This is a genomic window from Sphingopyxis sp. BE235, from assembly GCF_031457175.1.
GTDB lineage: Bacteria > Pseudomonadota > Alphaproteobacteria > Sphingomonadales > Sphingomonadaceae > Sphingopyxis.
Genome location: NZ_JAVDWC010000001.1, coordinates 706,463 through 725,139 on the forward strand (window position 1 = coordinate 706,463; position 18,677 = coordinate 725,139).

Annotated in this window: 22 protein-coding genes; 9 read left to right on the plus strand and 13 right to left on the minus strand. The window is 66.3% G+C overall.

Annotation, left to right across the window (positions count from 1 at the left end):
• Window positions 1–261: 261 nt before the first annotated feature.
• A complete protein-coding gene (locus J2X38_RS03395; protein ID WP_310251352.1) occupies window positions 262–1,467 on the plus strand; it encodes a TIGR04063 family PEP-CTERM/XrtA system glycosyltransferase in 1,206 nt (401 codons plus the stop codon).
• Window positions 1,468–1,524: 57 nt separating this feature from the next.
• Window positions 1,525–2,352, plus strand: coding sequence for a hypothetical protein (locus J2X38_RS03400; protein WP_310251354.1), 828 nt, complete (start codon window positions 1,525–1,527; stop codon window positions 2,350–2,352).
• On the opposite strand, the gene J2X38_RS03405 is transcribed toward J2X38_RS03400, so the two are convergent.
• Both J2X38_RS03405 and J2X38_RS03410 read right to left on the minus strand, forming a co-directional pair.
• A complete protein-coding gene (locus J2X38_RS03405) occupies window positions 2,349–2,675 on the minus strand; it encodes a hypothetical protein (protein ID WP_310251356.1) in 327 nt (108 codons plus the stop codon). The two genes, J2X38_RS03400 and J2X38_RS03405, sit on opposite strands and share 4 nt — an antisense overlap.
• The gene (locus tag J2X38_RS03410; RefSeq protein WP_248456710.1) at window positions 2,672–2,935 is read right to left on the minus strand and encodes a hypothetical protein; all 264 of its coding nucleotides are present in this window, start codon (window positions 2,933–2,935) and stop codon (window positions 2,672–2,674) included. Before J2X38_RS03410 ends, J2X38_RS03405 begins: the two co-directional genes overlap by 4 nt.
• Before the next feature lie 136 nt (window positions 2,936–3,071).
• Between J2X38_RS03410 and J2X38_RS03415 the strand changes: the two genes are divergently transcribed.
• Window positions 3,072–3,740 (plus strand): S24 family peptidase, encoded by a 669-nt coding sequence (locus J2X38_RS03415; protein ID WP_310251359.1) that lies wholly within the window; start codon window positions 3,072–3,074, stop codon window positions 3,738–3,740.
• A 135-nt stretch (window positions 3,741–3,875) separates the two neighbouring features.
• Here J2X38_RS03415 and J2X38_RS03420 read toward each other — a convergent pair whose 3' ends face one another.
• Complete coding sequence (locus J2X38_RS03420) at window positions 3,876–4,181, minus strand: hypothetical protein (RefSeq protein WP_058537039.1); 306 nt, start codon at window positions 4,179–4,181, stop codon at window positions 3,876–3,878.
• 181 nt (window positions 4,182–4,362) lie between these two features.
• Between J2X38_RS03420 and J2X38_RS03425 the strand changes: the two genes are divergently transcribed.
• A complete protein-coding gene (locus J2X38_RS03425; RefSeq protein WP_231732790.1) occupies window positions 4,363–5,649 on the plus strand; it encodes a methyl-accepting chemotaxis protein in 1,287 nt (428 codons plus the stop codon).
• A 100-nt stretch (window positions 5,650–5,749) separates the two neighbouring features.
• Window positions 5,750–6,475 carry an aquaporin Z gene (aqpZ, locus tag J2X38_RS03430; protein WP_310251363.1) on the plus strand — a complete coding sequence of 242 codons (726 nt, stop codon included), beginning with the start codon at window positions 5,750–5,752 and terminating at the stop codon, window positions 6,473–6,475.
• Between the two features lie 36 nt (window positions 6,476–6,511).
• On the opposite strand, the gene galU is transcribed toward aqpZ, so the two are convergent.
• The 6 genes from galU to J2X38_RS03460 form a co-directional block, all read right to left on the minus strand.
• A complete protein-coding gene (gene galU / locus J2X38_RS03435; RefSeq protein WP_310251365.1) occupies window positions 6,512–7,375 on the minus strand; it encodes a UTP--glucose-1-phosphate uridylyltransferase GalU in 864 nt (287 codons plus the stop codon).
• Window positions 7,376–7,438: 63 nt separating this feature from the next.
• Window positions 7,439–7,939: an OmpA family protein gene (locus J2X38_RS03440; RefSeq protein WP_058536944.1), complete on the minus strand. Its 501-nt coding sequence runs from the start codon at window positions 7,937–7,939 to the stop codon at window positions 7,439–7,441.
• A gap of 19 nt (window positions 7,940–7,958) precedes the next feature.
• Window positions 7,959–9,185, minus strand: coding sequence for a diguanylate cyclase (locus tag J2X38_RS03445; protein ID WP_310251368.1), 1,227 nt, complete (start codon window positions 9,183–9,185; stop codon window positions 7,959–7,961).
• Window positions 9,182–9,721: a YfiR family protein gene (locus J2X38_RS03450; protein WP_310251370.1), complete on the minus strand. Its 540-nt coding sequence runs from the start codon at window positions 9,719–9,721 to the stop codon at window positions 9,182–9,184. The genes J2X38_RS03445 and J2X38_RS03450 overlap by 4 nt, the downstream gene beginning before the upstream one ends.
• Before the next feature lie 139 nt (window positions 9,722–9,860).
• Complete coding sequence (msrA, locus tag J2X38_RS03455; protein WP_310251372.1) at window positions 9,861–10,397, minus strand: peptide-methionine (S)-S-oxide reductase MsrA; 537 nt, start codon at window positions 10,395–10,397, stop codon at window positions 9,861–9,863.
• Between the two features lie 57 nt (window positions 10,398–10,454).
• A complete protein-coding gene (locus tag J2X38_RS03460; protein ID WP_310251374.1) occupies window positions 10,455–11,435 on the minus strand; it encodes a M48 family metallopeptidase in 981 nt (326 codons plus the stop codon).
• Between the two features lie 105 nt (window positions 11,436–11,540).
• On the opposite strand from J2X38_RS03460, the gene J2X38_RS03465 reads away from it, so the two are divergent.
• The 4 genes from J2X38_RS03465 to rpsI all read left to right on the plus strand — a co-directional run bounded on the left by J2X38_RS03465 (window position 11,541) and on the right by rpsI (window position 14,552).
• Window positions 11,541–12,590, plus strand: a complete 1,050-nt coding sequence (locus tag J2X38_RS03465) for a COX15/CtaA family protein (RefSeq protein ID WP_310251376.1) — start codon at window positions 11,541–11,543, stop codon at window positions 12,588–12,590.
• Window positions 12,587–13,399, plus strand: a complete 813-nt coding sequence (locus tag J2X38_RS03470) for a hypothetical protein (protein WP_058536939.1) — start codon at window positions 12,587–12,589, stop codon at window positions 13,397–13,399. The genes J2X38_RS03465 and J2X38_RS03470 overlap by 4 nt, the downstream gene beginning before the upstream one ends.
• A 176-nt stretch (window positions 13,400–13,575) precedes the next feature.
• Window positions 13,576–14,055: a 50S ribosomal protein L13 gene (rplM, locus tag J2X38_RS03475; RefSeq protein WP_310252677.1), complete on the plus strand. Its 480-nt coding sequence runs from the start codon at window positions 13,576–13,578 to the stop codon at window positions 14,053–14,055.
• Window positions 14,055–14,552 (plus strand): 30S ribosomal protein S9, encoded by a 498-nt coding sequence (gene rpsI, locus J2X38_RS03480; protein ID WP_058536938.1) that lies wholly within the window; start codon window positions 14,055–14,057, stop codon window positions 14,550–14,552. Before rplM ends, rpsI begins: the two co-directional genes overlap by 1 nt.
• A gap of 198 nt (window positions 14,553–14,750) precedes the next feature.
• On the opposite strand, the gene J2X38_RS03485 is transcribed toward rpsI, so the two are convergent.
• Genes J2X38_RS03485 through J2X38_RS03500 form a run of 4 tightly spaced genes read right to left on the minus strand, consistent with a single transcriptional unit; the run spans window position 14,751 to window position 18,620 of the window.
• Window positions 14,751–15,791 carry an aminoglycoside phosphotransferase family protein gene (locus J2X38_RS03485; RefSeq protein WP_310251380.1) on the minus strand — a complete coding sequence of 347 codons (1,041 nt, stop codon included), beginning with the start codon at window positions 15,789–15,791 and terminating at the stop codon, window positions 14,751–14,753.
• The gene (locus J2X38_RS03490) at window positions 15,788–16,876 is read right to left on the minus strand and encodes a hypothetical protein (RefSeq protein ID WP_310251382.1); all 1,089 of its coding nucleotides are present in this window, start codon (window positions 16,874–16,876) and stop codon (window positions 15,788–15,790) included. The genes J2X38_RS03485 and J2X38_RS03490 overlap by 4 nt, the downstream gene beginning before the upstream one ends.
• 56 nt (window positions 16,877–16,932) lie before the next feature.
• A complete protein-coding gene (locus J2X38_RS03495) occupies window positions 16,933–17,781 on the minus strand; it encodes a metallophosphoesterase (protein WP_310251384.1) in 849 nt (282 codons plus the stop codon).
• Window positions 17,778–18,620, minus strand: coding sequence for a diacylglycerol kinase family protein (locus tag J2X38_RS03500; protein ID WP_310251386.1), 843 nt, complete (start codon window positions 18,618–18,620; stop codon window positions 17,778–17,780). The genes J2X38_RS03495 and J2X38_RS03500 overlap by 4 nt, the downstream gene beginning before the upstream one ends.
• Between the last annotated feature and the right edge of the window lie 57 nt (window positions 18,621–18,677).

Genomic DNA, 18,677 nt, shown 5'->3' on the forward strand with positions numbered 1-18,677 from the left:
CCGCTGATGGTGGTTCCATCTGCAAGGACGCGCGGAGACGAGATCGAAGCCATTTCGACGTCCCTTCGGGATTTGACCGATTTTGTCCATGGCTGCGTCAGCGAGCCTTGGAATATACCCATATGCCTACGTCTCGCTTCCTTGCCATGGACAAAATCGCTTCAAACCTCGATCGCGTCGTACATGGGCCCTGACCCCAAGCGTTGCCTAGGCTATTGGGGTTGACGCCGCGTTAAGCCTTGTCTGTCAAAGCCCTGCACGATGACCCGAATTTTACACGTCCTCGATCATAGCCTGCCCGCGCACAGCGGCTACACCTTTCGCACCCGCGCGCTGATGAAGGCGCAGGTGGCGAAGGGCTGGGAAGTTGCGGGCGTGACCGGCGTGCGGCATCCCGACCCGGGGCCGGATGGCGAGACCGTCGACGGGCTAACCTTCTATCGCACCCCGCCGATTGCGCCCGCGCGCGCGCCGATCCGCGAGTGGCGCGAGATCGGGGCGCTGGCGAAGCGCGTCGAGGCGCTGGCAAGCGAATGGAAACCCGATGTGCTGCACGCGCATTCGCCGGTGCTCGACGGGCTCGCGGCGCTGCGCGTCGGCAAGAAACTCGGCATCCCGGTGATCTATGAAATTCGCGCCTTCTGGGAGGATGCGTCGGTCGGCAACGGGACAGGGCGCGAGGGGAGTTTGCGTTATTGGCTCACCAGGCAGCTCGAAACTTATGCGGTGAAATCGGCCGATGCGGTCGCAGTAATCTGCGAAGGATTGCGCGGCGACCTGATTGCGCGCGGGATCGACGCGGACAAAATCACCGTGTCGCCCAATGGCGTCGACCTCGAACTGTTCGGCGATCCGACCCCGCGTGACGATGCGCTTGCCGACACGCTTGGGCTTGCCACCCACGATGCGGTGATCGGCTATATCGGCAGCTTTTACGATTATGAGGGGATCGACGATCTGATCGCGGCGATGCCCGCGCTCGTCGCCGCGCAGCCTAAGGCGCGGCTGCTCCTCGTCGGCGGCGGCCCGATGGAGGCGGCGTTGAAAGCCCAAGCGGCGACATCGCCGGCGGCGGCGCACATCCATTTCGTCGGCCGTGTGCCGCATCAGGAGGTCGAGCGCTATTATTCGCTGATCGATATCCTCGCCTATCCGCGCAAGAAGATGCGGCTGACCGATCTCGTCACGCCGCTGAAACCGCTCGAGGCGATGGCACAGGGTAAGCTCGTCGCGGCGTCCGATGTCGGCGGGCATCGCGAGCTGATCGAGGATGGCGCCACGGGCACCTTGTTCGCGCCCGACGACCCCGCCGCGATTGCGGATGCGCTCGCCAAGCTGCTGCAAAATCGGGAAATGTGGCCCGCGCGACGGCGGACAGCACGTATTTTTGTGGAAAGCCATCGTAACTGGTCATCAAACATTTTACGTTACGAGCCGGTTTACCAGCGATTGCTGCGCGGCGCCTGAGCGCCGCGATACCGAGTGAAGGCAAATGGCCCGACGGGCCGATGGATTTGAAACGATATGGAAGAGACCAGCGAGAATCGGGCCAAAGCGACAGCGACCGCGCTGCTGCGCGCGCTCCAGCCCGCGATTCCGGCGGTGATCGGCGCCGCGGCGCTGACCTTCCTGTTCGCCGCGGTCATGCCCTTTTCGTGGGTCGCGGGGATCAGCTGGAATCTCTATCTCGACCGGCTCTCCGACATTTTCGTGCAGCCGATCGGCAATGGCGGGCGGCTCGCGCTCGCGTTCGGCATGTCGGCGTTCGCCGCCTTGATCGCGGGCCTCGTCGCGCTGCTCATCGCCAAGCCCGAAGCGGCGGGGCTGTCCTCGCTGCGCGACCGTTTCCGCCGTACGTCGCATGAGGTGGAGAGTGACGATAGCGAAGAGATTCTGACGCGCCGCCGCCGCGTCGACCTGCACCCCGACGATCCGCCGCGCCCGCCGATCCGCGCGGGCCGCGATCTGCCCGCGGGCGGTCTGGACGGCAGCGCTATCGCTGAACCGGTTGCGCCCGGCCTGTGGTTGGGTGAAGCCGAGGCCGACGACGCGGGCGAACTTGTGCTTGCCGACCTCGCTCCCGAAGAAGAATTCGACGGCGACGCGCCCTGGCTGCAACCCGCCGAAATGACTTCGCCGCCGCCGATGCCCGATCCCGCCGACAAATCGCTCGGTGCGATGGTCGCGCGCTTCGAAGCGGGGCTGACGCGCCGTCAGCGGGCTGCCCCGGCTTCGACTGCTGCGATTCCGGTGCCCGACGATGCCGCGGAAACCGTCGAGCCCGAAGTCGACTTCGCGCTCGAAGCCGCGCTCAGTACGCTGCAGCGGATGACGCGCCAGTCGGTCGGCTAGTCCTCGACCGTCAATATTTCGATCCGCAGCGTCTGCGGCTCGGTCCCGCATTCCACCACGACATCGGCGACGATATGTCCGGGGAGCGTCCATTCGGTCGCGTTCAGCCGGTCGTGCAGCGCGCGGCGGACCGGCTCGCTGTCGCCCGCCGCGATCACACAGGGGAACAGGTGACGCGCGCCGACGAAACTCGCGCTCGCCCACGGGCGAAAAGTCGATGCACCCGGCGCCAGCCCATGCGGCAATTCGCGGACGAGCAGATGGCGGAGCCGCCGATGCGGACAGCCGGGGCGCGGCGGCAGGGCGGGGGACCAGCGCATCATGCCTGTGCTCCCTGCTCGATACGGCGGAAGGCGCGGGTTCGCCGGTCGCCCTGCGGCGCGACCTGGCCCGCGCGCCGCTCGGCACGCCATTTGTTCATGAAATGTTCCACACGACATATCATATCGAGCCCCGGCTCGCGGCCCCCGCGCAAATCGGCGACGAGGCGCGGGTCGTGCGCCGCGGCGCGGCCGAACACGCTCGGCGGCATCGCCGATTCCTTCAGAAAGGCCTCGATCCGTTGCAGCAGGCTGCGCTCCATATTTTCCTCCCTGATCGCACTGAAACCGGGCGACTCACCCGATAGGATATTTCCTATTTGATGCTCATTTTCCTACTTGTCTAGGAAAAATCCGTTTGCTAGAGACGAAATAGGAAGGACCAGCCCCCAGCGACCTATGGCCGATTTCGATCAGGATCCGCGCACCGCGCTCGACCGCCTCTTGGCTGAAAGGGGGCTCGATTATGCGCGCATCTCGCAAGTGATCGGGCGCAACCCCGCCTATATCCAGCAATATATCAAGCGCGGTTCGCCGCGGCGGCTGGCCGAGCAGGATCGTGCGCGCATCGCCGCCTATCTCGGCGTGTCCGAAGCGATGCTGGGCGGGCCGGTGCAGCGCGTCGCGACCCCGGTGCGGGCGCGCGGGCCCGGAATGATCTTGGTGCCGAAACTCGCGATCGGCGCCTCGGCGGGCGCGGGCGCCAGCGTCGATGGCGAAGCCGTCGAGGGCGAGGTCGCGTTCGACCCCAAATGGCTGCGCGACCTGGGTGCCGATCCGCGCGCGCTCAGCATCATTCGCGTCGAGGGCGATTCGATGGCGCCGACGCTCGACGATGGCGACGATATATTGGTCGATGGCGGCGACGCCGCGGCGCGGCTGCGCGACGGCATCTACGTGCTGCGCATGGACGATGTGCTGATGGTGAAGCGCGTCGCGCGCGCGCCGGGGCAGGGGCGGATTTCGGTAATCAGCGACAATCCGCATTATCGCAGCTGGGATGATCTGCCGATGGCGTCGGTGCAATTGGTCGGGCGCGTTGTGTGGACGGGCCGGCGGGTGCGGTAGCTTTCTGTCCTCCCTGTCGCGCAGCGATGGGGAGGGGGAACGCTCGCGTAGCGAGTGGTGGAGGGGCAAGCGTCATAGCCCCTCCGTCAGCGCTTCGCGCTGCCACCTCCCCATGCCTGCGGCACAAGGAGGATTTTAACGCGGCGCCGCCATCAATGCTTCGATTTCATGCTCCAGCACTTCGGCGCGCTGGCATTGGTCGGCCTTGCCGTCGCGGCACTTTTCGGCCGCCTTGTCGCGCTGGCGCGACAGCTTGCCCATCTGTTCCTCGCGCTTGCGCATTTCACGGCCGCGGTTGCGATCCGATTCGTCCTGGCTGGTCGTCGACCAGTCGGCGACCTGGCCGACGGCTTTGACCGGCGCGGTGACGACCGTCTTGACCGCGCTGAAACAGCCGGCGAGCAGGGGAGCGGCCATGACCGCCAGAATTAAAACGCGCATTTTCTTCTCCTCGCCGATGACGCCCCATCGCATAACCGCCGCGATCTGAACAGGATATTGCGACGGATCGGCCCGGCGCGCGGCCGGCGTGTCACATCACTGAAATAAATGGTTAAATTACTGTTTACCAACAGCCTCTAGGTTGAAACGCGAACAAGGGCCGCAGACTGAAGAGAGAGTGATGAACGCCATGGGATATGCCTTTACGCCATCGCCGGGCCACGCGTCCGCGATCGGCGCCGACGCGCATATGTCTGAGGTCATCGATCTGTTCCGCGGCAATCCGCAGCTCCGCGCGCTTGCTGTGGTCGATGGCGAAGAGCGGCCGGTGGGCATCATTCGCGAACAGCGGGTGCGCGAATTGCTCTTTTGCCCCTTCTGGTTTTCGCTGATGCAGAATCCGACGATCGGCGGCTCGATCGCCTCGATGATCGAAGCATGTCCGACCGCCGATGTGACGCGATCGACGACCGATTTGCTGCGCATCGTGGCGCAGTCGCCGGGGCAGCAGGAACTGATCCTCGTCCGCGCGGGACGCTTCGTCGAAACGCTCGACAGCGGCCAGCTCGCCAAGCTGGCGATGCTGCGCGAGGTCGAACTGGCAGAGGAACGGGCGGCGCGCACGACGCACATCGACGATGCCGGGCGGCGGTTCCAGCAGGACATCACCGCGCTGACCGCGACGCTGTCCGACATGGCGCGCAAGGTCGAAGCGGTCGCCGGCACGCTGTCCGAACGTGCTCAGCAAACAGGGCGCGACGCGGTCACCGTCGCGGGCGCGACCGCGCAGACGCTGGCCGGGCTGCAGGACCTCGGCGATCGCGGTCATGCGCTTGCGGCGACGATGGCGAAGATCGTCGACGACGGATCGCGCGCGCGCACGGTTCGCGGCGACGCGCATCGCAAGATCAAGCAGGCCAGCGATCGGTCGATCGCATTGAAGGCGGCGAGCCAGTCGATCGAACAGATGCTCGCATTGATCATCGACATGGCGAGCCGCACCAATATGCTCGCGCTCAATGCAGGGATCGAGGCGGCGCGCGCCGGTGATGCCGGCCGCGGCTTTGCCGTGGTCGCGTCGGAGGTGAAGACGCTGGCCAGCCAGACGCGCGTCGCAGCGGGCGACATCACCCAATATGTCGACCGGATCCGCGATATCGTCGAACAGGTCGCGGCGGGATTTGAAGAGGTCGAGAAGGCGATCGACGCCAACAACGGCTTTTCCGACGCGATCGACCGCGCGGTCGATGGACAGAGCGCGACGACGCTGACGATCGCGAGCTATGTCGAACAGGCGGTCTTTGCGGGCCGCGAAATCGACGCGCGCGTCCGCGAGATCGGACATGGCGCGACCGCCGTCGGCGATGGCGCGCAGGCGCTGGGCAAATTGTCCGCCGGGCTGACCGAGGCGGCGCTGTCGCTGCACCAGCGCGCGCGCCACTTCGTCGAAGCGGTCGCGGCCGCCTGATTCGTCTTGGCCGGACAAGGGCTTGCCCGTTCGCGCAGCGCTGATAGGATGATGCTCGCGCCGGGGGCGTCTGAGGCCATCGGCGGGGAGGAGGGTCATCATGACGAATATCCAAAAGGGTCTGGCCGAATTTATCGGCACGTTCTGGCTTGTCTTCGGCGGCTGCGGCAGCGCGGTTCTGGCCGCGGCATTCCCCGACGTCGGGATCGGACTGCTCGGCGTCTCGCTTGCTTTCGGTCTGACGGTTGTCACCATGGCCTATGCGATCGGCCATATTTCGGGCTGTCACCTCAACCCCGCGGTCACCGTAGGGTTGTGGGCGGGCGGGCGTTTCGACGCGCGCGATATTCCGCTCTATGTCGTGGCGCAGGTGCTCGGCGCGATCGTCGCGGCGTTCCTGCTGTTCTACGTTGCCAGCGGTAACCCGGCCTATGATCTCGCCACGAACGGCCTAGCGGCCAACGGCTTCGATGCGGGTTCGCCGGGGCATTATGACATCTGGTCGGGCTTCATTATCGAAATCGTGCTCACCGCCTTCTTCCTCTGGATCATCATGGGATCGACCGATGGCCGCGCGCCCGCGGGTTTCGCGCCGATCGCGATCGGCCTTGCGTTGACCTTGATCCACCTCATCTCGATCCCGGTGACCAATACCTCGGTCAACCCGGCGCGCAGCACCGGTCCCGCGCTGGTCGTGGGCGGCATCGCGCTGCAGCAATTGTGGCTGTTCTGGATCGCGCCGTTGATCGGCGGGGCGATTGGCGGCCTGCTCTACAAGACGCTCGGGGCCGACAGCTTCCCGAAACCGAATATCGAAGGCGAATAAGCGTCAGGCCGGCGGGGGCTGCTGCCTCCGCCGCTCCTATTTCAGCAGATCGATCGCAAAAGCGCGCACTTCGTCCGCGATGTCGGGCCGTTCGAGCGCGACCGCCAGATTGGCCTGGATATATCCGGCTTTCGATCCGCAGTCGTAGCGCGCACCGTCGAAGGTGACGGCGTGGAAGGGCTGGTTGCCGATCATCGTCGCCATCGCGTCGGTGAGCTGGATTTCGCCGCCGGCGCCCTTTTCCTGTCCTTCGAGCACGCGCATCACTTCGGGTTGCAGGATATAGCGGCCCGAAATGATCAGATTCGACGGCGCCTCGGCGGCCCGCGGCTTTTCGACGAGGCCGTGGACTTCGGTGAGCGCCCCGTCGCGCGCGCCGGGCGCGATGACGCCATAGGCGGACACCTGTTCGTGCGGCACCTCGAGCACCGAGATCAGATTGCCGCCGACCTTTTGATACGCATCGACCATCTGTTTCATGCAACCGGGCGATCCGTGCATGAATTCGTCGGGGAGGAAGATCGCGAAGGGCTCGTCGCCGACGATATCGCGCGCGCACCAGATCGCATGGCCCAAGCCCAGCGGTTCCTGTTGCCGGACATAGGCGCAGGCGCCGGGGCCGAGCCGCGTCGGTTCGAGCACCGACAAATCCTTGCCGCGCTCGGACATCGTCTTTTCGAGTTCGAACGCGACGTCGAAATGATCCTCGATCGCGCTTTTGCCGCGGCCGGTGACGAAGATCATCTGCTCGATCCCCGCCTCGCGCGCTTCGTCGACCGCATATTGGATCAGCGGCCGGTCGACGACGGGCAGCATCTCCTTGGGGATCGCCTTGGTCGCGGGGAGGAAGCGGGTGCCGAGGCCGGCGACGGGGAAGACGGCTTTGCGGATCGGTTTCATGTGCGAGGGCTTAGCCGCGAACTTTGGTCAAGAAAAGAGTCCGGGACAGCGCCGACGGCCGCGTCACTGCGGCGTGACGATCACGACCACGCGCCGGTTGTCCTGCCGCCCCTCCGCTGTCGTGTTGCTCGACAACGGCAGGGTCTCGCCGCGGCCGACGATCTGGTCCGCGGTAAATCGCATGCCGCCCGCCTGCATCGGCGCCGCGACGGCCTCTGCGCGCGCCTGCGACAACGTCAGATTATAGGCCGGGGCGCCGGTCGAATCGGTATGACCTTCGACCCGCGCGGTCGCGATGCCCACCGAAACGAGCTTGGCGGCAATATCGCTGATCCGCTGTTGCTGGTCGGGCGACACGCTGCTTTCGTTCGACGCGAAAAGCAGCCGTTCGGGCATGCTAAGCATCCACCCGGGACCGTCCTCCACAAAGCCTTGGGACTGGAGAACGGCGATTTGTCCGGGGGTGAAGCCGGTGGTCGGCGGCACGCTTTGGCACGCCGCGAGCAAGGCCGCGAAGCCCATGAGGAAAAGGGTTCGGATCGATCGGGGGAAATCAAGTGTCACGGCATCACTCCGCTGGTCATCATCGGGAACGGTTGGTCAGTTTGTCGGCATACATGGCGGCGTCGGCCGCGGTGAGCAACGCGGTGGCGTTGGTGCCATCGTCGGGGAAGACCGCGACGCCGACGCTGACCGCCGCGCGATAGGTTTCGCCGCCCGGCAGCGCGATGGGCTGCGACACGCAGGCGCGGATCCGGTTCGCCAGATCGCCGGGGGCGGCGTCGGTGTCGAGCGGGTCGACGATGACGATAAATTCGTCCCCGCCGATCCGCGCCGCGAAATCGCCCTTGCGAAGCGTTTCCTTGATGCAGGCCGATAGCGCGACGAGCACGGTGTCGCCCGCGGCATGGCCGAAATTGTCATTTGCCGCCTTGAAATTGTCGGCGTCGATGAAAAGCAGCGCAAAGCGGTCGCCACGCCCCTCTGCGGACCGGATATGCTCCGCCAGTTGCTCGTCGAACGCGGCGCGGTTCGGCATCGCGGTCAATGTGTCGTGCGACGCGCGGTGCGCGAGCAGCGCGCGCTCGGTTTCCATATGCCCCTGCCAGCCCTGCAGTTCGTCGAGCAGCGCATTGATATCGCCGCCCAGCCGGTCGAGCTCGGCAATGCCGAGCGGCTTCACTCGCTTGTCGAACCGCCGGTGCAGGCGCACGTCGTGCGCGACGGTCGCAATTTCGTTCAATGGCTTGACCAGCTCATATTCGAAACGCCGCGCGAGGAAGATGGTGCCGAACGCCGTGATCAGCAGACAGCCGAAGCCGGCAAGCAGGCCGAGGCGGACATAATCGACCAATGTCGAACTGTCGCCCCACACCTCGATCGTGCCGATCGCCGACCCGTTGCGCTGGACGGTGACGGCAAAGGGCCGGGGGAAGAAGATGCGGGTGAGGATCGGCGCCGGGTCGGCACTGGGCGAGGCCCATTCGGTGATGGGCCGGCCGACGTCGTTGAGCACGCGGAGCCGGGCGATGCCGGGAATGCGCGTCAAGGGCTCCAGCCCCTCGCGCACTGCCTGCGGATCGTTGAACACCAGCGCGGGTTCGACGCCATAGGCGCCCAGCTGCGCTGCGAGTTCCATATTGCGATCGGCATAGCCGCGCAGCGCGGTCACCCCGGCGAGCAGGATGGTCAGGCCCGAAAGCGCGACCGCGAACAGCGTGATCCCGAAATGAAAGCGCGACAGCAGCTTTTGCAGCGTCGTGCGCGCACCGATCCGTTCGACCGAGGGCGTGGGGGTCTGGCCGGTCATGCCGCGCCCCCTTTGCCGCCGCCAATGCGCAGGACACGCGGGTCGATGCGCAGCGGGCCGCGCCCGATCGCGTCGATATTGACCGAAAAGCTGATGCTCGCCGCCTTGTTGCTGAGGCAGAACATCGCGCCATAGATGCATGCTGCGTCATCGTCGGTGATGGTCAGGACCGGACGGCCGCGCACCCAGGCGATGAGCTGCCGGCGATCGGCGACGGGCATCCGGCCGAGGAACAAGATGTCGCACTCGGGGGTGACGGTGGCGGTGGTCGTCCGGCGGACCGTGACCGAGCCGGGGCCCGGGACATCGGGCGCCATGCGATCGGACAGCCGCGGCGCGCCGACGACGCACATCGTCCGGGCAGTTGCCGCCGACCCATCGGGCCAGCGCGCATAGCTGACGATGCCGCCCACCATCCGGTTGACGGCGCGCGTCATCCCGCCCGACCCGTCTTCGACAACGGTCTGGCTTGCGGCTTGAACCGACATCTGCGGCGTCGTCACCAACGCGCCGATCAGAAACAGTGATGCCAGCACCTGGCCGCGCCCCCAACTGCGTTTCAGGGGCATCCTGCCCCAGCGAAGGCGCGTCCGCTAGTCAAAACAATTGGAAAGTCAATGAAAAGTGACGTCATGCGACCATATAGAAACAGCGGCCACATCGATTCATCCTCGTCTATTCGGCGCGCAAACGGTCACTGAATCCCTTGCGCAATTTAGCCAGCTTCGGCGGGATCGCCGCCATGCAATAGGGATTGCGCTGGCCTTCGCCGTCCCAATAGGCCTGATGGTAATCTTCGGCCGGATACCATTTCGACGCGCTCTCGATCGTCGTGACGATCGGTGCGGGCCAATCGGCAGCGGCGCGCGCGATCCCGGCGCGCGCGGCATCGGCCTGCGCCGCATCGATCGGGAAGAGGGCGCTGCGATACTGGGTGCCGATGTCGTTACCCTGGCGGTTGAGCGTCGTCGGATCGTGCGTCGCAAAATGGACGTCGAGCAAATCGTCGTAAGAAATGACGGCGGGATCGAAAGTGATGCGGATCGCCTCGGCGTGGCCGGTGTCGCCGCCGCAGACCTGCTTATAGGTCGGATTCTCGACGCTGCCGCCGATATAGCCGCTCTCGACACCCTCGACGCCGCTCAGCGACTGGAACACGGCTTCGGTACACCAGAAGCAGCCTCCGGCGAAAATGGCGGTCTCTTGGGTCATGGGCGTCGATCCTTTTCGGGGGGAAGTGATTGTTCCCGAAATAGGATGTGCGCGCGCCTATTCCAAGGGCGGCGGGGCGCCGACCAGCGGCGGGTGCAGCGGCTGGCCCGCTTTGCGCAGCGAAGCGATCGCCGCCGCCTCGGCTCCGAGCGAAGCGACGCGGTCGCGCCAGTTCGGGTGGGTGCTGGCCTGGAACATCGGCCGTCCCTTTCGCTGGCCGAAGCGCGACCAGAAACGCCCTGCCGCGGCGGGATCATAGCCCGCGCCGGCGAGCAGCCACACCGACAGCCGGTCGGCCTCGACCTCGGTCTGCTTGAACAGGCGCGCATTGCGGCCGAATTGCTTGCCGAGCCCGCGATCGACCCCCGCCGCGTCGAGCCGCGCGCGGTGACGCAATATATTATGCGCCAGCTCGTGGGCGATCGCGGCCGCGAGTTCCGCGTCATCCGCGGCGAAATCGGCAAGGCCCTGGTTGACGAGGACCATCCGTCCGTCGGCGACGGCGGCGGGCCTTTCATTGGCTTCGACCCGAAAATCGCTGACGCAGCCGGCGACCGGGGTGAGGCTGACGATGCGCCCGGCACCGACATGCAATGCGATCGCGGTATCGACCGGCAGCGCCGCCATGCTGCCTTCGATCGCCGTGATGCGCGCGAAGGGATGGTCCCCGATTCCGTCGGGGACGGGCGCGTCCGCTATCGCTGTGACGGGTGTGCCGACCTTCATCCCCGCCGATGCGGCGGGCGAGTGCGGGGCCAGCGCCGCAATGTAAGGGTGAAGCTGGTCGACGGCACCATAAGCCGCGAGCGCTTCGGTGCGCCGGTCTGCCGCATAAAGGCGCGGGTCGCCCCATATCCACCCGAACTGCGGCTGGCGTACCGGGCACCAGGCGGCGTTGGCGGTCGTCAACCGAAAGCCGATGGTAGCGACGCGTGCCTCCGTTGCGGCCAACGCTGCGTAGGGGGATTGCTGGGCTAAAGCCGGTGCAGCCATCGACAACGACAGGATGGCGAAGATCGATCGGGCATTGCGAAGCATCGCCGTCCCCTATCAAGTCGCAGCTGTCGGGGCCATGAATTTCCCGCGGGACGCCGGGTTCCGGGCCTCTTGCCTATCGCCCGGCAAGCGCCGATAGGGCGGGCCATGACGCACGCCTCTGTCTTGCCGGCGCCTGCCGCCCGCCAACCCCGCCCCGCGGCGCTCGCGCGCTGGCTGTGGGCGGTCGCATTACTCGTGATCATCGTGGTCGGGGTCGGCGGTATCACCCGCCTCACCGAATCGGGGCTTTCGATCACCGAATGGCGCCCCGTTTCGGGCGTGCTGCCGCCGCTCAGCGAGGCCGGATGGATCGCGGAATTCGAGAAGTATAAGCAGATCCCCGAATATAAGGAGATCAACCTCGGCATGACGCTGGCGGGGTTCAAGGCGATCTTTTTCTGGGAGTGGCTGCACCGCATCCTCGGACGGCTCGTCGGCATGGCGCTGGTCGTGCCATTGATCTGGTACGCCTGGCGCCGCGCGATCCCCAGCGGTTACGGCTGGCGCTTGCTCGCACTTGCCGCGCTCGTGGGATTGCAGGGCGCGATCGGCTGGTGGATGGTCGCCTCGGGCCTCGAATATCGCGTCGACGTCAGCCATTTCCGCCTTGCCACCCATTTGCTGACTGCGCTGTTCCTGCTCGCAGGGCTAGTGTGGACGGCGCGCGATCTGGACAGCCTGGCGCGCGATCCCGCGGCGCGGCCGGCGCGCCTGACCGGACCCGCGATCGGCGTCATCGCGATCCTCTTCGTCCAGCTGCTGCTCGGCGCGTGGGTCGCGGGGCTCAATGCGGGCTATGTCGCGAGCAGCTGGCCGCTGATGAACGATCATTTCGTGCCCGAGGGTATCGACTGGGCGGGCGGCGTCTGGCTGGCGCTGACCAATGATCCCTTCCTGATCCATTTCCTCCATCGCTGGTGGTCGTGGGTGGCGGCGCTCGCGTTGCTCCTCCTCGCGCGCACGCTGTCGCGGCGCGGCGCGCGTATCGAGGCGCGGCTGATCCTCGCGGTCGTCGCGGCGCAGATGCTGCTCGGCATCTGGACCGTCGTCTCGGGCGTTTCGATGTGGGTCGCCGTGTGGCATCAGGTGACCGGTGCGATCCTCGTCGCCATCGCCGCGGCGGGGCTTCACCGACTGGGCCGCTGCTCGGCATGATCCCGGCCGGCAGCCTCGGCGCGCTCTTGCTGCTGGCGGCCCAGCCCCTTCCGTCCTCTGAGCCGGGCGACGTTCCGGCTGCGACGGCCGTGCATTTCCAGTTCGCTCCCCCGGTGGGCCGGCCGATGACCTACCGCGTGACGACGCGCCGGATCGGCCGCGAAGGATCGCTGATCAACTTCTCGCTCGTCTATGCGCTGCAATGGCAGCGCGTCGGGCGCGGTTACCGGCTCGAGGCGGTGCTGCAGCGGATCGATTCGGATGCCCGCCCCGAAGTGACCCGCGCGCTGTCGTTGATGCTCGATCCGCTCGTCGGCGAACCGATCGCCTATCTTGTCGCGCCCGACGGCAGCCGTATCGACATGGTCGATCCGGACGGATTGTGGGAGCGGGTGACCGCGCGGATCGAGGCAGTGGGCGCCAAGGCGGGGCGGCCTGAAGCCAGGCAATTGGCGCAGTTGATTGCGGCGCTCCCCGCTGCCGAACGCGACAAGCTGGCGACCGCCGATATCCGGGCGCTGGTTGCGCCTGCCAATGGCGCTATTCCGCTCTCGGCACAGGCGGACGGCGCGAGCATATCGATCACGCACGGCGGCGCGTTGCAGACGATCGCCAAGGTCGAGCGCGATTCTGCGCCCGTTGCCGGTGCCGCCAAGCCGCTGGAAATCGACAATCTGTGGACCGTCGACACCGCGACGGGGCTGGTGATGCGCGAGCAGCGGCAGAGCTGGATCGTCGATGCCGAGGGCGACGGACGGACCCTCGTCGAAGAGCGGGTTCGAGCGCTGGAGATCGTTCCGCAAAGCTAAAGGTATCATAATACCTGTCAGCAAAGCCGCGATCTGCTTGACTTTCCGCTCGGTTGGCGCCATTGGCCCGCTCCGAAGCGCCGCTGCGTCCCTTCAAGGATCAGGCGGCGCGGTTTGTTTTCGGGCGGCGGCATGGCTGCTCGTCCTAGTCCATATCTGTCAAGGAGGTCGCCATGATGAAGGCGCTGACCAAGACGACCGCATCGGCGAACGCCGCGACGGTCGAAAAGAAATGGGTGCTGATCGACGCCGAGGGTCTCGTTGTGGGCCGCGTTGCTTCGATTATCGCCAACATCCTGCGCGGCAAGCACAAGCCGTCGTTCACCCCCCACGTCGATTGCGGTGACAATGTCATCGTCATCAACGCGGAGAAGGTGGCGTTCACCGGCAAGAAGCTGCAGGACAAGCGTTACTACAAGCACACCGGCTACGCCGGCGGCATCAAGGAAACGAGCCCCGCGAAGATCCTCGAAGGCCGTTTTCCCGAGCGCGTGCTCGAAAAGGCCGTCGAACGCATGATCCCGCGTGGCCCGCTCGGCCGCCAGCAGATGCGCAACCTGCGCATCTTCGCCGGCGCTGAACATCCGCATGAAGGGCAGAGCCCCGAAGTGATCGACGTCGCGTCGATGAATCGCAAGAACAAGGTGGGTGCATAATGGCTGACGAACAGACCATGACCGATCTCAAGGATCTCGCCGGCGCCGTCGAAGGCACCGTTGCCGCTCCGGTCTCGACCACGCCGCTGCGCGAAAAGATCGTCGACAAGCAGGGCCGCGCCTATGCGACCGGCCGCCGCAAGGACGCCGTTGCCCGCGTGTGGGTCAAGCCCGGCACGGGCAAGATCACCGTCAACGGCCGCGACCAGGAAGTTTATTTCGCACGTCCGACGCTGCGTCTCGTCATCAACCAGCCCTTCGGCCTGACCGAGCGCGTTGGCCAGTATGACGTGATCGCAACCGTCAAGGGCGGTGGCCTCTCGGGCCAGGCGGGCGCCGTGCTGCACGGCATCGCGCAGGCGCTGACCCGCTTCGAACCCGCGCTGCGCGGCGTTGTGAAGTCGGCCGGCTTCCTGACCCGCGACAGCCGCGCCGTCGAGCGTAAGAAGTACGGCAAGGCCAAGGCCCGCCGCAGCTTCCAGTTCTCGAAGCGCTAATCAGTTTCTTTCGTCGACGGACGGAGAAAGGAAGGGCGGTCCGGCAACGGGCCGCCCTTTTCCTTTGGGCCAAAACCGGTCAGCTGTCGGCTTTGGGTGGTGAGCTGCCATTACAGCAGCGAGTTGGTCACCCCTCCCGCAAGCGGGAGGGGAGAAGAAGGTCCGCTAGCGGTCGGCTTCTGCCCCCCCTATAGAGAACTAAAGCAGATCGAGGCTCCCCAGCGCCAGCGCCTGCCGTGCGGGCCGTTCGGCCATCACCGCGAACATCTCGTCGCCGCGCGCGGTGCGTTCGACACTCATCGAGGCGAAGACCGCCATGAAATAGCCGCTCAAGGCCCCGACGCGGTAGTCGGTCCACAGCGCTGCGGCATCGGGCTTGACGCCCGCGGCGGTCAATGCCGCGATCCAATGGTCGAATGCCGGCCGGTCGGCCGCCGCGCGCTCGACCGGGTCGGCGATGCTGGTGCCGACCAGATAGGCGAGGTCGGCGGCGCCGCTGCCGCGCCCCAGTGTCTGCCAGTCGACGATCCAGCAGGCTTCGCCGTCGGGCGCGAAGAGGATATTGTCGACGCGCAGGTCGCCATGGACGATCGTCCGGACCGAAGGCTCGCGCGCCAGATAGGCGTCGAGTTTCGTAACGAGTCCGGCGCCGAGATCGAGCACCTCGGGCGCGAGCCTTTCCGCATAACGTTCGCGAAAGCCGGCATAGAGCTGGGGGAACAGCGTGCGGATCAGCCCCGCATTGTCGCGTGCAAGCGAGGGCATCTGCGCGAGCCGGGCGTCGTTCCACAAATAGGCGTGAAGTTTTGCCGCGGCTTCGATGCAGGGGATCAGCCCGGAGAGGCCGAGACCGGCAAGCTGGTCGCCCGCCTGCGCCGGCGCGAGGTCGGACAGGATCAGGACGAAGTCGACATCATCGTCGGCAATATCGCAATAATGGCATATCGGCGCGGGAACCCCGCTGGCGGCGGCAAGCTCGCGATACCAGCTGATTTCCTTGACATAGGTGCCGGTGAGCCTGGCAATATTGCGGCTCGCCTCGTCATGGCTGGGGCATTTGGCGATCACCGTTGCGGGGGCGTCGACGCCGGCGTCCCAGTCGAGCGTCAGGCGATAGCTGTCGCACATCTGCCCGGTGCCGACCTTGGCCGCGACGAAGCCCTTCAGCTTTTCCGGATGCCCGAGCACCGCGCTGAGCCACGTCGGCTGCATCGCCTCGGGCGAGGTCGGAAAACTCACGGCGCGGGGTCCATCAGACCGGTGAGGCCGGTCGGGGCGTGCGGGCCGACGAACAATTGTTCGAGCACCCCGATACCGCCCTCGCTGCGATCGCCGTCGGTGAGGTCGGCGCGGACGAGCGCCTGCACGTGCATCGCGAGCGGATTGCCCCACGCCCGTTCGGCTTCGGACAGGCTGTCGTGTGCGATCTCGAGGCCGCCATGGTCGAAGCCGTGCCCCCAGACGGGGTGCGTGTAGCCGAGCCCGCTCATCGCGAAGGTCTGCCCGCCCGGGCTGAGCGTCAGCCGCGTGCTGCCATCGAAATCGGCGGTCAGCTTGCTCAGGCGGCGCGTGCCCGGCTGCCATTCGGCTGCAAAGGTGGGATCGGCATAATGACGCTCGCCGCCGTTCGCGCCGACGAGCACCGCGCGGCGGTTCCATGGGCTCCCTTCGCCGTCGTCGTTACTGTGAAAGAAGAGCGAGCGATCCTCGAAATTGCACGGCGTCCACAGCCAGAAGAATTGGTGGAAATTGCCCTGCGGCGGCGGTTGCGGCTCGGCCGCGCCGACGGGGCGGATACCCCAGCTGCGGTCGCGCGTTCCGGCCCAGTCGGCCCCGACATCGACGCGCGCACCATCGACCGAGAGCCATCCCGACCAATGGCCGTTCTGCGTCATGCGCGTATAGTCCATGAACAGGCGCGTGCCGTTGCGGCGGGTAAAGCGCGGCTCCTCGATCGGAAAATGCCGCGCAGTGAAATGCAGTTCGGCGGCGAGTGGGCCATCGTTCGCGGCGATACGTAGCGTCAGCGTTTCGAGCGGTGCGTCGATGCTGATCGCGATCGGCCCCACCGACAGGTCGAGCCGCTCGCCCCCTGAGCGTCGGCTTGCGCGCAGATTATGCTGCACGCTACCCGCCAACACGCAAAAGGCCGCATCGACGATGCCCAACTGCGGATAGAAACCCATCGCCGCGGCGAAGAAGACCGACCCGTCGGGCGAATAGCCGTTGAAGAAATAGCGATCATAGAAATTGCGGTCGGTGCCCGCGAAGGCAATCGGCTCGGCACTTTGGTGCAGCGGGAAATCGTCGCCCTTTGTCAGCATCGTCTCTCATCCCATTTTGCGTTTTTTCTTGCAACGTAACGGGATACGGCGGCGCGTCAATGCACCGGCGGATCGACCGGGGGCACGGCGTCGATCGGTGCTACGGGTTCGCCGGGTGCGCGCGGCGGCAATGCGTCGGGCGGCACGTCGTCGATCTGCATGTCGAAGGTCGGAACCGCCTCGACGTTGCGAACGCGGACCGCGATCTCGCCGTCCTTGATCCGCAGCTCGTTGAAGCTCGGCGGGGTCGAGCGGATGCGCTGCGACAGCGTCCCCGCGCCGATCATGCGGATCGGCCCGGATGCGGTTTTGGCGACGAGATCGAAGGCGTCGTGGACATGGCCGGTGAGCACCGCCGCGACGCCGCGCTGCGCCAGTTCGCGCAGCGCCCGTTCGCCGCCACGGGTCAGCGCGCGCCCCTTCGTGCCGGCTTCGACCAACGGGTGGTGCGCGGTGACGAGCACCGTCGAGCCGCGCGGCAGCGCATCAATTGCAGCGAGCGTCTTCTCCAGCGCCCGCGTCGTCACCCAGCCCTTTGACCAGTCGAGCCGCCATTGCGCGCGCGCGGTCGTCTTGAGCGGCACCACTGCGACGCCCGCCAGATCGAGTTCGCGTTCGACAAGCCGCTCGATCCCGCGAATGCGGCGATAGGGGTCGAAGAAGCGTTCGAAGGGGTTGAAATAGGGCAGGTCATGGTTGCCGACCTCGACCGTCACGGGCACGTCGAGCGCGCCGATCCAGTCGCACGCCGCGGCAAATTCATGGCTGCGCGCGCGCATCGTGAGATCGCCGGTGATCAGCACCGCATCGGGCTGCTCGCGGCGCACGCAATCGGTAAACCAGGCGAGCGCGGTGCGGTCCTCCAGCCCGAAATGCAGGTCGCTGATGTGGAACAGCCGCGTCATGGCGTGGCGGGCGCCGTGGCGAGAAATGCGAGCGGGCTGGCCTCGAGGCGATAGGTTGCGCCCGACGGCAATTCGGCGGGCTCGCCGTCGAGGAGCAGGCCGATCGATCCTTCGCTTTCGATGACCACCGCGCGGCGTTCGGACAGGTCGACGCTCGGCCCTTCGCGAAAATCGCCGCCGAGCCAGGCGATCCCGTGGCTCAGGATCGACCCGGCGCTGTCGGTGATCAACCCTTCGGCGAGGATGCGGTCGGACTTTGGCGTCAGGTTGATCGCCTGGAAAGACTCGTCCGATCCAAGAATGCGGACGCCGTCGCCGTAAAGCGTCGCATCGATTGCATCGGGGATGGTTTCGGCGAGGCCGCTGAGGCTCAGCGAGCGGAATTGCTCGCGAACCTCGGCCCATGCCGTCGTCGGCCCCGCGATGACGCCGATATAAGCGCGCCCCGCGTCGCAGAGGATCGTCGGCGGATGGACGCTCTGCGCCTTGCCCGCGAGCGCGTCCTGCAAAATATCCTCGGGACCGCGATCGCCGTGCAGCGTCTTGTGGAACAGGTTGAGCGTCCCGCCGGGAAGCGGGAGCATCGCGCCGCCCCATGTTTCGAGCTTGCCCGCGGCGGCGTTGAGCGTGCCGTCGCCGCTGAGGACCAGCAGCAGGTCGATGCCGTCGCCCTCGAGCGTGGCGGCCGACGGGAGGTCGGCGTCGGGAAGAATGATCGTGCGGACGAGCGGCGCGCCCGCCGCGCGGCATATCTCGGTCAAACGGCCGACGAGTGTCTCGTCAGAGCTGCCGCTGCGCAGGTTACAGATAAGGGCGGGGCGGTTAAAGCTGTTGGTCATCGCCCTGTCCTACGCGCGAACGCGGAAAAGGTGGCGACCAATCATTTCTCGTCACCC